The 12,748-nt window shown below is 64.1% G+C and carries 6 protein-coding genes; 3 read left to right on the top strand and 3 right to left on the bottom strand.

What is annotated here, in order from left to right; translation table 11 throughout:
* Positions 1 to 692 precede the first annotated feature (692 nt).
* A complete protein-coding gene (locus HPY44_11400) occupies positions 693 to 2,774 on the bottom strand; it encodes a glycosyl hydrolase (protein NSW56614.1) in 2,082 nt (693 codons plus the stop codon).
* Between the two features lie 182 nt (positions 2,775 to 2,956).
* Between HPY44_11400 and HPY44_11395 the strand changes: the two genes are divergently transcribed.
* Both HPY44_11395 and HPY44_11390 read left to right on the top strand, forming a co-directional pair.
* Positions 2,957 to 4,330 (top strand): sulfatase-like hydrolase/transferase, encoded by a 1,374-nt coding sequence (locus HPY44_11395; GenBank protein ID NSW56613.1) that lies wholly within the window; start codon positions 2,957 to 2,959, stop codon positions 4,328 to 4,330.
* Between the two features lie 7 nt (positions 4,331 to 4,337).
* Positions 4,338 to 4,790 carry a hypothetical protein gene (locus tag HPY44_11390; protein NSW56612.1) on the top strand — a complete coding sequence of 151 codons (453 nt, stop codon included), beginning with the start codon at positions 4,338 to 4,340 and terminating at the stop codon, positions 4,788 to 4,790.
* 29 nt (positions 4,791 to 4,819) lie between these two features.
* On the opposite strand, the gene HPY44_11385 is transcribed toward HPY44_11390, so the two are convergent.
* On the bottom strand, positions 4,820 to 6,670 hold the full coding sequence (locus HPY44_11385; protein ID NSW56611.1) for an exo-alpha-sialidase: 1,851 nt from the start codon (positions 6,668 to 6,670) through the stop codon (positions 4,820 to 4,822).
* A gap of 124 nt (positions 6,671 to 6,794) precedes the next feature.
* Entirely contained in the window at positions 6,795 to 8,054 is a 1,260-nt protein-coding gene (locus tag HPY44_11380; protein NSW56610.1) for an exo-alpha-sialidase, read from the bottom strand.
* Between the two features lie 253 nt (positions 8,055 to 8,307).
* On the opposite strand from HPY44_11380, the gene HPY44_11375 reads away from it, so the two are divergent.
* The gene (locus HPY44_11375; GenBank protein NSW56609.1) at positions 8,308 to 12,696 is read left to right on the top strand and encodes a hypothetical protein; all 4,389 of its coding nucleotides are present in this window, start codon (positions 8,308 to 8,310) and stop codon (positions 12,694 to 12,696) included.
* Positions 12,697 to 12,748: the final 52 nt, after the last annotated feature.

The following is a 12,748-nucleotide window of genomic DNA, read 5'->3' as shown; positions in this document are numbered from 1 at the left end:
AGCCCGTGCGTGACCTCATCATCCAGCACGCCATTGATCAGAGACTCGAGCGCCTCACACGCCACACCTTCAACGATTCCGATCAAGCCACGAAACACTTCATCCCGCTCGTACGTGTTGACATCCAACGGCGCTATCGATATTGTGCTCACGGAGCTACCCCCTCGGAGATTGGTTTTGGGTGACAACCTACCGTTCTCCGAACAAAGGGTAGCTCCCTGCGTTCTCAGCAAGATTCACGCCCCGGCACTAGACTTCGGTACGGACTCTCCCTCTGCCCGGTGTGTCTGACAGGTTGTTTCGGGTATTCCTGCATGAGTAGCGAGGCCATGCTGCCGCAGGCCTACCCTCGTAGGGGAAGGCGTTGACTTGCGGCGTCATCAGCCTGAGCCGGCTGGTCGCCGGAGTCGGGTGCACGGAGGAGAGTGCCCAAGGCTCCAACCCCGTGCTGGATCGGCCTCTGGTAACCGCGAGTGGCCTGCCCGGAGCGATAGATGACCGGTGAGACCGGGTTCGGTTTTGAGGCAATCAACGGGCGCGCATTGACCACGCGCAACTACCTGTTCATGGGAAGCGAGCCCGCAACAGTCCCGCTATCGGTTCACGGCGAGGAACACGGCGGCCTCTGAGGAAGCAGCACTGGGAGTGGCAGGCTCTCCTGCCACTCCCGCATCTTTCCGTGTGCAAGAAACCTATTCAGTCAGCCCAAGTCGCCAGGGCGCGGCGTTCAGGTTGGCGTCGCGCATCTGCTCAATCATGTCCCACTTGGGCCGGTCTGTTTCGCTCACCAGCCCGAAAGCGAAGTGCTCGCCGTAGAAAAGACGGTCGCCGCGTCCAGGTCCGCGTCCGGTGAGGGGCTGATCCCGGAAGTGGAACCAGATCAGGCCCACACAGTACGGGTCATTGGCGGCTGCACGCACCCAATCTTTGTAGCGCTTCCCTGATTCTGCGTCGCTTTCGGTTGCGACGCCGTACTTACCGAAGCCCCGCTGCCCCGCATACCACGACGGGAAGCTGAACTCCCCGCACAGAGCGGGCTTGTCCGCGGCCTGCTGGAGCCTGTCGAGTCGCTCTTCGGGGTACTCCAGCCGGTAGCGGTCATAGCCGATGACATCGCAGTACTTCGCACCGATATGCCAATCCTGCTCGTTCACCCACCAGCCAGGGACGATCCAGAAGCCGAGATACAGGTGGTTGGGATCGATCTCTTTGATGGTCGTGTATGCGAACTGGTAGTACCGGTCCGCATAGAAGCGACGCATGACCTCGATGTCGTCAGTGGAGACCTCAGGCCGCGAGGCGTATAGGGCTTCGGACGTTGGCGCATCAATCTCCCAGGCCGCCGCGAGAGCCGCCGGGGAGCCGCCGTAACGTGTCTCGACGAGATGGTCGATCAGGGCGCGCTTCGCCGGAGTTGATGCCGGCATCGCCATGATCTTCCGGATCTCCTCGGGCTTGATGTGCTCGTCGAACTCATTGCCCAGGGACCAGCCCAGTACCATCGGGTCATCCTTGCGCGGGGTTATCTGCTGCCTCAGGCTTTCTGTGAACTTATCGCGGACTGCGGCGTCGAACACGTCCGGGTGGTCCACCAGGTTGGGGACGCTCCAGCGGTTGAGGACGGGTGTGGTCACCACGGTTGCCGGGCCACCCCACTTGCCTCCGCCGCTGAAGCCCCAGCAGCGCAGCCTCTGCAAGGCCCGTTGCAGGGCACGGTCGCTGAAAGATTCATGCCCGTACTTCCGGATCAGGTTCGCCGTATAGAAGCACACATACTCGGTCCCGTCGTTGATGCCCCAGTGGTTTTTTCCCCAGCAAGCGCCCCAGGCACCGTCTCTCGGCGGCAGGTTGGCGAAGAGATACTCGCGCTCGCTCACAGGGGTTGTGGGCCAGCCGGTGGCCGGGACATTGCTCACCCCAAGATAGAAGCAGGGGTTGCCGTCCGGGGTGATGAGCCACCATTTGCCTTCGCGCTTGAGGGTGCGGAAAAAACCCGTGGCGTCCGAGTTCCAGCCCGCCTTGAGGTAACCGCCGTAGGCGTCGTAGTCCTCTGACGGGGGCATCCCGGCCAGTATTTCGTCTTCGCGGGCGATGTCTGCCACGAGTTCTTCGTCACTCTTGACCTTCTCAGGAAACTCCGCGTGGATGCTCTGCCCATACTTGTCGATGTACGGCGCCCAGGCCCTGGTGTCACTGGATGCGAACTGCAGGGAAAAATCCACGACCACAGTGTCCCCGGGACGCACGGCAAGCTCAGCGCTCTGGGCGCGGCCGGGCTCGAACTGCATCAGCGGCACCGCCCGGGCTGCGTCCGCAAATTCGAACGCCCGGGTATGCACGGCTTCGCCGGCGCGCTCCACGGTCACGGTCATGTCATCAATTGCGCCCACCCAGTCGCCGGGTTCTGAAGCCCACGCCGGCCGGTCGCTCACGACGAGCTCCACCTGCGAAGGCAGGTAGCGCCCGGGATTGCTAATGACCTTCTCCCCGTCCAGATAGACCTCGGAAGCCCCGTCGCGGATGATCGCCCGGATTGAATACTCGCGCCCGGTCTCGAAGCCCGGAGTGTGGGAATCAAACACCCACTGGTTGCCGTCCGCGACGCCCAGGATCAGGGGGAGTTTCTCGAGCACCGCGCCCTCCAGGTCCAGGTAGAAGCCAGTCTTGGCGCCCCAGTTATACTGCGCGGCCAGGTACAGGCGGCAGTTGGATGGCTGGGCGACGGCGGTCCCGACGACGAAGAGCAGAACCAGCGTAATGGTCCAGCGCGACATGGGATGACCTCCTGGAACTCATCGGCAACAAAGCGGTCGGTCCGCACTCCTCAGACACATTATACGCCGGGGCGGCGGCGGGATGAAGAGCAGTCGCGCCGGCTCCAAGGACAGTGCATGCCGGGCGTGGAAATGTCAACGTGTCCGGCCCAACTCTGCACCGTACCCTTCTGGAGGCCTCCATGCCCGACCGCCCCAATATCGTCCTGTGCATCTGCGATCAACTCCGCGCCTTCGAGACCGGCTGCTACGGCAACCCGGTGATCCAGACCCCCAATGTGGACTCTCTGGCGCGCGACGGGTCGCGGTTTGAACTCGCGGTGACCAACTTCCCGGTCTGCATGGCCGCCCGTTCGGTGCTCCTGTCCGGCGAGTATAACCGTACGTGCACCGGTGGCGTGGGCAATGTGCATTTCCAGACGAAACCGGGCGACTGCGCCATGCCGGAGTACCCTTATCCGGGCAGGCCGCATTTGAAGGATACCACTCTGCCCGAACTGCTGCGGGGTGCGGGCTATGAGACGGCGGCCATCGGCAAGTGGCACATCCACTCGTGGCCGGATGACGTGGGTTTCGACAACTACCTGATTCCCCGGGTGCATCACTGTCACAGCGGCCAGAGCTTCACCGAGAACGGCGGACCGGAGTTCGTCCCCGATGGCTGGAGCGTGGATTTCGAGGCCGGGCGGGTCGAGGAGTTCATCGGCGCGCGGAAAACCGCCGAGAGACCCTTCTTCCTGTACTACAGCATCTCGCCCCCGCATTGTCCAGTGGCAGACGCGCCCGAGGAGTACCTGACCATGTACGACCCGGATTCCATCCCGCTGCGGCCCAATGTGGACCTGTCGCGGCCGCTCAAGGACCAGGATTACTGGTACAAAGTCTACCGGTGGGATTTCCGACACTACAACCTGGGCCTGCCGTACGCGGACCGTCTGCCGGAAGGCTACAATCTGAGGCAACTCATCGCGGAGTATTACGGGGTGACGACATGGATGGACCGGGCGGTGGGACGCATGCTGGGCGCGCTTGAGCGGGCGGGTCTTGCTGAGAACACTATCGTGGTCTTCACGTCAGACCACGGAGACAATCTCGGCAGCTTGGGCCTGGTCCAGAAAGGCGGACCGAATGAGGAGTCTATTCGAGTCCCATTGCTCATGCGCGGCCCCGGTGTCCCATCCGGCACCGTCATCGCCGACCGCGTGCCGAGTCTTGTGGATATCGCGCCTACCTTGCTGAATGCTGCGGGAGTCGAACAACCCGATCACATGCCCGGGCAGAGCCTCCTGGCGGACCGTCCGCCTGTCCGCGACTACTCGGTCATAGAGATCGGGCATGGCGCGGCGGTGCGCACGCCGACCCACATGCTCCATCTGCCGCCGGATCACGAGCGCAAGGGCCTCAGTACCACGCCGGATCACTACTTCGATCTCACCGCCGACCCGTACCAGCTTCACAACCTGGCAGGTACCGACGCCCAATCCGATACAGCGCGGGACCTGGCGAAACTCCTGCACGACTGGGATGCCTCGACACCCTGGATGCCCGAGGAATAGCCTCGCCGTGCGCCGGAGAGGGCAGCATCTCGATGGGGTCGGCTTTTCGGCACCGGGGATCGCTACACTGGTGTTTTCGCTCCTCGCAGCTGGAGTGTGCGGATTCGTCGCCCGATCTGTGCTGTATTTGCTGCCCGCGTTGCCCGACCGGCGCTGCACAATCGACGTGTATCGTCCGGGCCCCAACGGATACGAGATTGAGAAGCAGAATGCGGGCTTTCGGGAGTGCCTCGAGAAAGAAATGGGTCTCAGGCTGATCCCGGTGTCAAACGACGACCAGCTCAAATACGGCACGAACTTCCTGTGTATCGGCCCGAACCGCATCCCGGCCGCGGCTGGGTCATCGGCCTGCCACCGGTCCGCATTGCGCGGGGTCAATGCCACCTGGAAGGACTTCAGCAACCTGACCGGCGGCTACGGCGCGGCCCATCGCTGCACCCAGGTGCTCCATCGGCGGTAGATCCGGCCAGCCGGGCCCGCGCGATAGCCTCAGTGGTACAGCCAGTCCACGTCGAAGTAAGTGATCCCCGTCTGGCTCAGGTGGGGCAGGCTGCTGCCCGTAGCGCAGTAGCCGAGAAGCACCCGGTCGTCTACGAACTCCAGCGCGGTGTAGCAGAACCATCCGTTTGGATCATCCTCGATGTTCTTCGCGTGTTCCCAGGTCTGCCCCTCGTCTTTCGAGATCGCCACCGTGAGCGGGGTGCGCTTCTGCCCGAGCTCAGGGGCCGCCGAGTGGTCATTCCAGACCATGAGAATGTCGCCTGTCTGCGGGATGCGCTCGAAGGTCGCCGGCGAACAGGGCGACTTGATATCCGTGGGTTCCGCCGCGCTCCACGTTAGGCCGCCGTCGGAAGAGTAGCTGCGGTACTGCACGTTCCAGCTGGTGCGGCAAAGCATCATGAGGCGCCCATCCTTCAGCTCGATGATCCCCGGCTCCTGCAGCCCGGAGCCGCCATCGAACGGCGGCGCAATCTCGGCGCCCATGGTCCAGGTGGCCCCGTTGTCGTCCGAGACGAAGCACATGGCCACCCCCGGCCGGAACTGGGTTTCGCCCTCCAGGACATGGCGTGCGGCGGGGATGACCAGCCGCCCGCTGGTGAGCTGGATCACCCGATCATTGTTCACAACATAGTACCCGCCCCGTGGCATACAAAGACGCGGCTCGCTCCAGGTCTGCGCCTCGTCGGTAGAGATCCTCATGTAGGCCCGGCAGTCGTCGGGCGCTTGCTTCACCAGGTAGAACATGGCGATCTCCCCGCTCTGCAGCCGCAGCAGGGAGACGGACATGACATTCATCTTGCCCTCGTTGGGCACGATCAGGCGATCCTCCGTGCTCCATGTCACTCCTCCGTCGGTCGAGGTGCGTCCGGCCAGGAACGCCGCATCGTGGTCCCCACCGCCGCCGGTGAAGTGGGTGTAGACAAAGAGAATGGTCCCGTCCTTCAGCCGGATGAAATCGCCCTCAGAGTTCCTGGGATTGCCGGGGCCGGGCGGGAGCAAGCGGATCTTTGTGACGTTGCCTTCCCGGATTACTTCGGTGGACCGAGTCTTCACTTCCCACGGGATCGACCCGTCGTCAAGGGCAAGCAGCATATTGCGCGCGGTGAAATGCAGGCGCTTCGAGAAATGGTGCACCAGCGCGCCGCCTTCCACCGGCGTGGGCTCGTCGACAATGAAGTCGGCCCAGGTCGGCTCATTGAAGGCGATGAAGGCCAGCTGCAAACCTGCAGACCACTGGTCCGGCGGCAAGGTCAAGTCAGGCAGGATGACAATGCCGGTATCCACCTGGTAGATGCGCCGCTGGTCATTCATGTTCATGGTTTTGACGGGGCACTCAATGATCGCCGTGCGGCCTGACGCATCATCCCGTATCTCGGTCTGCGAAATGATGGGCACGGCGGCCTGGATCGCGGACACAATCTCATCGGGCGAGTTCAGAACCCGCATCTTCGCGGTGCGAACCACCGGGGTCATCTGGCCCCAGGGAGAGAGTGCAACCACCTGCTTTGGGTTGGCGTTCGCGGGCAGGGCACGGCGGAAGATCACCGTCTCCTTGTCCGAGAATACCGGCAGGAAGTCGTAGTTCTTCTCGTGGAACAGGTCGTGGGTGGCGAAGGTGTTCTCGCTCTTGCACGAGGCACACTGGTAGTAGTCGCGCACTTCGCCCGTAGCCGGATCGCTGATGCGGCAGCGTGATTCGATCCAGAAAACCGGCTCGTTGCCGATGTTTCCGGACGTGGTCACGAAAGATCGCCCATAGTCGGTGGGCGGGTCCAGGAGTGGCTGCGCGTCCGCGGAGCCGTGGAGAGCCAGTGCGATTCCCGTGGTCAGCAAGAGCATGGTGGAGCCTCCGATCGTCCTCATGTACATGGCTGATGGCGCCTCTCTTTCGCCAGGATGGCGGCGACCAGACGCTTCGACGGCGATGGTGTCTGCTGCAGGCAGGCAAGCGCCCTTCTGCACTTCACGAACCGGGCGCGGGCAGGAGATCGATGCCACTGTGGTCAGGGCGCACGCGCAACCTGATGGACCAGAGCGCCTCAGTGCGCGCGTCCTGGCTGCTGTGCCCTCCGGTGTGGATGTACGCGGCCCAGACCGATCCGTCCTCAAGCTCCACCGCCTGACCGTACCCGTAGACCGAGGGGTCCACGGGGAAGCCATACTTCTCGTTGGGAGCAATCCAGGTCTCGCCGCCATCCGTGCTGAACATTGCGCGCAGTCCGCCTGCGCCGTACGAACCGTGAAGGCACAGGAGGGTGCCGTCCCTGAGGGTGATGAGACGCGGTTCGAACAGGCGGACTCCCAGGGGTTGCGGCGGTGTCCAGTTCCTGCCTCCGTCGGACGACCAGGCGATGTCCCCTTCCGGCCGGGCGATCATCACCAACCGGCCATCCTGCAGTTGAGCCACGGCCGTCTCGGACATCTCGTGATCCGTGGCCAGGGTGGAGAGCAGTTCCCACGTCTCGCCGCTGTCCGTGGTGCGACAGAACGCAACCATTTCGTTGGGGGCGCCTACTTCTCGCCCGTAGACACAGATGAGCGCCGAGCCGTCCTGGAGTTCGATGATCGGACCATCGGTGGCATCATAGACGAAGGGTACCGGCAGCACTTTCGGCTCCTGCTCCCAGGTCTTTCCGTTGTCGAAGGATCTGATAATCCCGGTGAGTGCGGTTCGTGCAGGGTCGCGGGTGAGATCCGACGCCATGGGGCCGGGGTAGGTGAAAAAGCTGCACAGGATCGTCCCGTCTGCCAGCTGGCAGAAGTTGGGAGCGCGGTCATCCCACGGGGTGTCGATGAGCACCTCGGGGCGGGACCAGGTCTTCCCGCCGTCGGTAGAGCGTATGATGTGGGCTCGCCCGCCGCGCGGAGCATCAATATCTACAGGCATCCCGATCTTCGCCCATTCGTCGCGCGCCGCGGGGTTCGCGTCGAAGTATGCCGTCGGGGGCGACGCGTGCCAGTAGCCGGATGAGAAGCCCACAAGCATGGTACCGTCCCGCAGGACGATGGGCGACTGCCAGCCTACGAAACCTGCGTAGCCGGGGTACGCCTCGGGCTGGTTGACGTCTGGGCCGACCAGCATGCGGCGACACTCCCTGTAGTCCTGAACCGGCTCTCCCCCGGCAATGACTTTCACGGTCGGTTTTTTCACCGGCTGGCCCTCCTGGCCATGCAGCATTGTGGTGGATAGTATCGCGATGGCTGCGAGCAGCACGCGTTTCATGGGCTTCCTCCAGCAGCGGATCAGACGCTGACCGGCATCCCTAAGCTGCCGGAGCTTCACGAGATAATTCGCCGGGCCTCGCGCTTGTCCTTCTCTACCCCCCGTGACAGCCCGCGCTGCGGAAATGAGGCAGGCGAGGAGGTCTTTGCGGCTCACGCGGCGGATTACTCCGGAAAGCCAATGGCTGGCGGCTTGGTCGCCCGCTCCGTTCCGCACGGGCGTCCAGGTCTTTGTGTTCGGAGGGTGCATCGTCATGCGCATCATCTCGCTCGCTGCGTGTCTGTCCCTGTTTGTCTCGGCGTTCTGCCTGGCCCAACCGACCCTCACAGTGACCAATGAGGGCCGGGAAGCATACATGCCGGTTGTTGAGTTGGCGCCTCCACCCGCCGACTGCGCGTCCCTGGTCGGGCCGGGGGGAATCCGGGCGGCCCTGCAGAAGCTGGAAGACGGCCGCTGGATCACGGTGATTCCGGGTGTTCTTGGAGCGGGGGAGGATATGACGCTGGAGCCCGACACTGCCCCCGCAGCCACGGACCTCCAGGTGGTCGAGACGGAACAGGAGATCACGGTCCACAACACCTTCATGGCGCTGACCCTCCCGAAGAGGGGCCACGGCGGGTTGCCCACCTCCGTTGCGTTTCCCGTCTCCGGTCATGTGAGCACCGACTTCCAGTGGCTGGACCGCCTGTACGAGAAGGAACAGGGACAGCTGATGCTCCACGGAGACCCTGAGGGAACTGCGCGGATAATTGAGAGCGGCCCGGTGCAGGTTGTGGTGGAAACGACTGGTCGCTACCTGAAGGGGGATGCTGCGCCGGGCAATGCGCGGGCAACATACCGCTGGACCTTCCGCGCATCGTCTCCGCTGGTGCATTTCTCCGCGCAAGTGACGCGGGACGATGACTTCCGGTGGCCGGAACTGCACATCCTGCAGATCTCGCGCAAGGACGACCTCTTGCGCAACTGGGCCGGGCAGAGCGAGGGGCAGTTGACATCGGGCCCGCTCCTGGACGGCAATACGGGCCGGAGCTTCACCTTATGGGGAGCGCTGGACGACGGCGAGAACGGATTTGGCCTCGCCTGGGACGGCCATCCAGTGAGCATGTATGACGGTCGCACCAGCTATGTGCATTACCTGCAGTACACGGACTCCTTCCGGGATAAGACCCGCGAGCTGACCGGTAGAATCTACTTCGGACCGGCGCGCACACCGGCAGGTTATCAGGAGGAGATCATGGCTGCACCGAAGCTCACTGCCCGGTGGAATGAGCCGCCGCGCACGGAACAGGCTCCAGACGCAGAGGCGATCACGATCTCGAACGAGGCGCTGCTTCTGGGATTCGACCCGGACACCCTCGGCTGCGTCAGTATCCGCGACAGGCAGACCGGCTTCGAGTTCGTCACTCCCGCCGACGTTGCAAGCCTCTGGGCCCTGCGACTGCGTGACATGGACGGGAATGAGGCGCGCATCGCCAGTGACGCCGACTGCGCCCGAAGCCATGAGTTGAGCGCCGCTGGGGACAAGCTGACCCTCCGCTGGCAGGACGTTGTGTTGCCGAACGATGGCGGGACCGCGGACGTGACGGTGGAGGTGCTTCTTGCTGCAGGAGATGACCGCTCGCGCTGGACCATCGACGTGCAAAATGACAGCGCTGCCTGGAGCATCATGGAGGTAGAATTCCCGCGGATCAGCGGCATCTCCGCGTTGGGCCGTCCCAAGCTGGCAGTGCCTCGCAGCAACTGGGGCATCTTGTACCCGGCGGTCACCGAGCAGTCCGGCAGCTATCCCTCTGCGAACTGGCCCATGGAGTTCGTCTCCCTGCACGAAAGAGAGAGCGGCCTGTACTTGGGCTATGAGGACCCCGGCGCCTGCCCCAAGTTTTTCAACTTCCGGGCGGGCGACCACTTCCTGTACCGCACGCCTGCTCCCGAAGCCACTCGGGCGGGGAACGACTACCGTTCGCCGGGGCCGTTTGCGCTGGGCGTCTGCGGCCCGGACTGGTGGCAGGCCGCGAAGATGTATCGCACCTGGGCGCTCAAGCAGACGTGGACCTCGGAAGGCCCGCTGACCACGCGGGAGTCGACGCCCGACTTCTGTAAGAATCTCGGTCTCTGGTTCCTTGGCGGGGGGACCGAGGAGCAGGTGACCGAGGGACTGCGTCGGGCTGCGGACTTTTTCGGGGTCCCCGTGGGCCTGCACTGGTACTCCTGGCACCGCTGGCCCTTCGACACCCACTATCCCGACTACTTCCCGGCAAAACCCGACTTCAAGGCCGCCATAGACCAGGTGGTGCCCGAGGGCAAGGTCATCATGCCCTACATCAATGGGCGAATCGTGGACAAGGACGTGGAAGCTTTTGCGCGGTGGCTGCCCTGGACCGCCAAGGGTCTCGACGGAAAGCCATACAACGAGGTCTACGGCAATGGCGTGAATCAGGCACCCATGTGCCCGGCCACGGAGGTCTGGCAGACGACAATCGCCGAGATCTGCGACCGGCTCATCGGCGAGTATGGCGTGAACGGCATCTACATCGACCAGATCGCTGCTGCCGGGCCTGCGCTTTGTTACGACCCGGCGCACGGTCACCCTCTGGGCGGCGGACGCTGGTGGGTGGACGGCTATCGGGTGCTTCTCGACCGCGTCCAGGAAGCTGCCCACAGGGGCGGCCGCAACGCGCTCATCACCACCGAGAACAACGCCGAGCCGTATATGGATGGCGTTGACTGCTTCCTGATCTGGAACCCGCGGCACCCCGATGAGATCCCGATGATGACCGCGGTATACAGCGGCTACTCGATCTACTTCGCCAGCAATGCACGTTGCCAGCCGGGGCTTCAGCCCTACGCGATGATTGAGGGCCGGGACTTCATCTGGGGCTCGCAACTCGGCTGGATGGGTTTCGACGACGCCAACCCAACCGAGCGTGGCAACTACTTGCGGCAACTGGTGCGCCTGCGCCACGCCGCCCTGAAGTACGTCATCGAGGGCGAGATCATGGGCGAGCTGAAGCCGCTCAAGGATGTGGGCACTGTGACCGGCGCCTGGCATGGGTGGGACAGCAAGCCCTTCGACGCAACTCTCCCGGCGGTGATGTCCACAGTATGGAAGGGCAGCGACGGCACACTCGGCGTATTCATGGCGAATCTCAGTCCGCGCCGGAAGGCCTTTGACTTCGAGCTTGATCCCGCACGCTACGGTGGCGCAGCGGGCGAGGGAGACTGCCTCCTGCTGACCAACATCAGCAAGGAGGGCAACTCGCTCTGCGGTTTCTCTGCGTCGCCGGTGCTCAAGCGACGGGAGATTCTCGCGCCCTGGGAGGCCCGGGTGATTGAAGTGCGGCGGGTGAGGTCCGCAGACAGTGTCCCATCCGACCTCGCTCAGGCGCCGGAGGCTGAGCGTTTCCGGCTTGATGCCTTTGCAGCACAGCGCGGCGTTGAATGGGAGGTCGAACTGCCCGGCGAGACTGTGGCAGAGCACGACTGGACCGGCCCGGTGGTGCGGGTGAAGGCTCCCGGACTTGACCCCGCGGTCTGGTGCGAGACGGGTGATGGGCGCCGCGCTTCATCCGACCTGAAACCAGACCCGGAGCGAGAAGGGTGGCTCAGGGCTGCGGTTCCCGTGCAGGCGCCGGCGCTGAGTGCACAGGGCGATATCCTGCGGGCCACGCTGCACCTCAAGCTCGACGAGACCCACGTGCTGCGGGTGCCGTGGGAGGCCCAGATCGTCAAGGGGCTGCAAGTCGCCGTTGACCTGCGAGACGGTGGCCTGCGGGCAGGCGAAACCGCAGTGGCGCTGGTGCGGCTGCGAAACAACCGCAGCGAATCCGTCTCGCGGGACAGCCGTGTGGTGATCCAGGCTCCAGCGGAGTGGGACATCTGGCCCGGCCGCAGCCTCACCTTCGCGGCGATTGAGCCGGGTTCCGAAGCGGTCTGCGCCCTGCGCTGCCGGGTCCCAGCGGATGCGCCCCGGGGCCCCGTCACGCTCAAGGCATTCGTGGTGGAGAGTGAGGCCAGTCACGGCCTGAACGTCGGCGCTTCCAGACCTCGGTTCTCGCTGGCGCGCCTGACGCCTGCAATCGATGGCGACCTGTCCGAGTGGGCCGCGTCCGAGCCGATTGCTCTCGGCCCGGCGCAGGCGAAGAATCTGCCGGAGTATGGCGGCCCGGAAGACCTGTCGGCGAAGGCCTGGCTCGCAATGGATGACGCGGCGCTGTACTTCGCCGCCGACGTTACAGATAACGCTCACGACCAGCCCAACGCGCAGGCCGCCATGTGGCAGGGCGACGCGATCCAGCTTGATTTCCGCCCGGGCAATCCTCCCCGGCGCAGCACCTTCGACCGGGTGATCGAGTTCGGCCTGGCGCTGACCCCTGAAGGCCCGCAGTTGTGGTCCTGGATGCCCCAGGAGCGCGTTGTCAGCGAGTCGCAGATCCAGGTGGTCCGGGACGGCGACCGCACCCAATACGAGGCGGCTATCCCGTGGTCTGCCCTGCCGGGAGTCTCGCACGCAGCTGGGAGCGTGGCGGCCTTTTCCTTCACGGTAAATGATTCGGATGGCCAGGGTTTCCGGGGATGGCTCGAAATGACGCCGGGAATCTGCGGCGGCAAGGACGCCTCGCATTTCGGGGTGCTGAGCTTCTGATGCACGACTTCCATCCCTCATTCACCGCACCAATCACAGGGCGGCAGATGCC

The sequence above is a fragment of the Armatimonadota bacterium genome, from assembly GCA_013314775.1.
Classification (GTDB): domain Bacteria; phylum Armatimonadota; class Zipacnadia; order Zipacnadales; family JABUFB01; genus JABUFB01.
Note: the sequence above shows the minus strand (reverse complement) of the source record. Positions and strands in the feature narration are given on the sequence as shown.

Coding starts and splice junctions, on each gene's coding strand:
- HPY44_11375 (NSW56609.1), top strand. CDS start 8,308: ATGCGCATCATCTCGCTCGCTGCGTGTCTGTCCCTGTTTGTCTCGGCG.
- HPY44_11395 (NSW56613.1), top strand. CDS start 2,957: ATGCCCGACCGCCCCAATATCGTCCTGTGCATCTGCGATCAACTCCGC.
- HPY44_11400 (NSW56614.1), bottom strand. CDS start 2,774: ATGTCGCGCTGGACCATTACGCTGGTTCTGCTCTTCGTCGTCGGGACC.
- HPY44_11385 (NSW56611.1), bottom strand. CDS start 6,670: ATGCTCTTGCTGACCACGGGAATCGCACTGGCTCTCCACGGCTCCGCG.
- HPY44_11380 (NSW56610.1), bottom strand. CDS start 8,054: ATGAAACGCGTGCTGCTCGCAGCCATCGCGATACTATCCACCACAATG.